Origin of the sequence: Bradyrhizobium sp., from assembly GCF_049581145.1 — a bacterium.
Lineage (GTDB): Bacteria > Pseudomonadota > Alphaproteobacteria > Rhizobiales > Xanthobacteraceae > Bradyrhizobium.
This window is the reverse complement of the sequence record NZ_JBAURI010000948.1, coordinates 1-1,524: the sequence shown is the minus strand read 5'-3', so window position 1 is coordinate 1,524 and position 1,524 is coordinate 1. Positions and strand designations below refer to the sequence as shown.

2 protein-coding genes are annotated in these 1,524 nt (G+C 67.1%); one reads left to right on the top strand and one right to left on the bottom strand.

The window, feature by feature from the left end; translation table 11 throughout:
- Positions 1–520 (bottom strand): UvrD-helicase domain-containing protein (locus WCB02_RS30895; protein ID WP_423964048.1); only part of this gene is annotated, 520 nt, incomplete at its 3' end.
- A gap of 229 nt (positions 521–749) precedes the next feature.
- Between WCB02_RS30895 and WCB02_RS30890 the strand changes: the two genes are divergently transcribed.
- A partial coding sequence (locus tag WCB02_RS30890) for a nitrate- and nitrite sensing domain-containing protein (RefSeq protein WP_423964046.1) occupies positions 750–1,524 on the top strand: 775 nt, incomplete at its 3' end.

The window sequence follows — 1,524 nt, the reverse complement described above, 5'->3', positions numbered from 1 at the left end:
GGTTCAGCATGGCCTTGGGCGGGTGGCGCTTGGCGTCCAGCTCCAGCTCGCGGCAGACCAGGGCCATCAGCCGCTGGGAGTCGGCCTGGTCGTAGATGGAGAACGAGGAGGGGTAGCCGAAGCGCTTGGCCTCCCGGCGCAGGATCCGCACGCAGGCGGAGTGGAAGGTCATGACCCACATGGACCTGGCCCGCGGGCCGACCAGGGCGGCCACCCGGGACGCCATCTCCCCGGCCGCCTTGTTGGTGAAGGTGATGGCCAGGATCTCCTGCGGCGCCACCTCCCGCGCGGCGAGCAGGTAGGCGATCCGGTGGGTGAGCACGCGGGTCTTGCCCGAACCCGCGCCGGCCACGATAAGCAGCGGGCTGCCCTCATGCACCACGGCAGCGCGCTGCTCCGGATTGAGTCCGTCGAGGAGGGCATCTATAGCGAGGGCAGCCACCTCCTTAGGGTAGGGGGTTCCGCCGACAAAAGCGGGGCAGGCCCGTCGCCTGACCCGGATGGCACCGACCATGATCATCTGCGACTTCCCGGCAAAGATCAACAAAATCCGCGTTTGTGACCACACACAATCCCATCGCCACCTATATCCTTCTTTGCCTCCGGCGCGTGCCTGTTATGGGCTATTCTGGCCGTCTTGACCGTTAGTTGGATGCGACGGGGAGCAACTCGCATACGACGCCTCTGAACTGTGTGGGGGTGCCATGGGATCGCATGGTCGATCCATAAGGCTCCGTATTTACTTTCTCGTGGCGATCCCGCTCATCGCCATGGTCGGGTTGCTCGCCTATGTGGCCGGTACCTCCATCAACAATGCCGTCAACCTGGACCGGGCGCCCGACCTGATCCACGCGACCTCGCTGCCGACGGCCGAGTTCACCAGCCTGGTGGAAGACGAGCGCGCCGCCGCGGTGATCTACCTGTTCCAGCCCACCGCCGCCAACCTGGCGGCCTACGACGCGGCCACCAAGGCAACCGACACCGACCAGCCGGCGTTTCTGGCGGCGATGAGCTCGCCGGGTACCAAGAGCAGCGAGACGGCCGACGAGGCCAAGGCCATCGACACCCTGATCAGCGGGCTCGGCCAGCTTCCGGCGCTGCGAGCCGGCGTCACCGGCCGGGCGCTAACCCCGCTGCAGGCGCTTGGCGGATACAGCACCGGCATCCAGGACGAACTCAAGCTGTTCCTGGCCGAAGCCGACAGCCTGACCAACGCCACCGCGGCCGACCAGGCGCTCGGGCTGATCGCGACGGTGTCGGCCAGGGAGGCGCTGTCGCAGGAATACGCGCTGCTGTCCGGGGTGCTCGCGGGACAGCGGATGACCCAGGCCGACCGCGCCGCCTTCTCCGAGATGGTCGCCACGCGACAGGGCGACATGGTCGACGCCGACTCCCTCCAGGATCCGGCCAACCTGGCCATCTTCAACGGGCAGGTGAACAACATAGAGCAGACGCAGCTCGCCCAGATCGAAGACGTCGCGTCGGCAGGCACTCCTCTCGCCCGGCTGCCGATCACCCTGGACC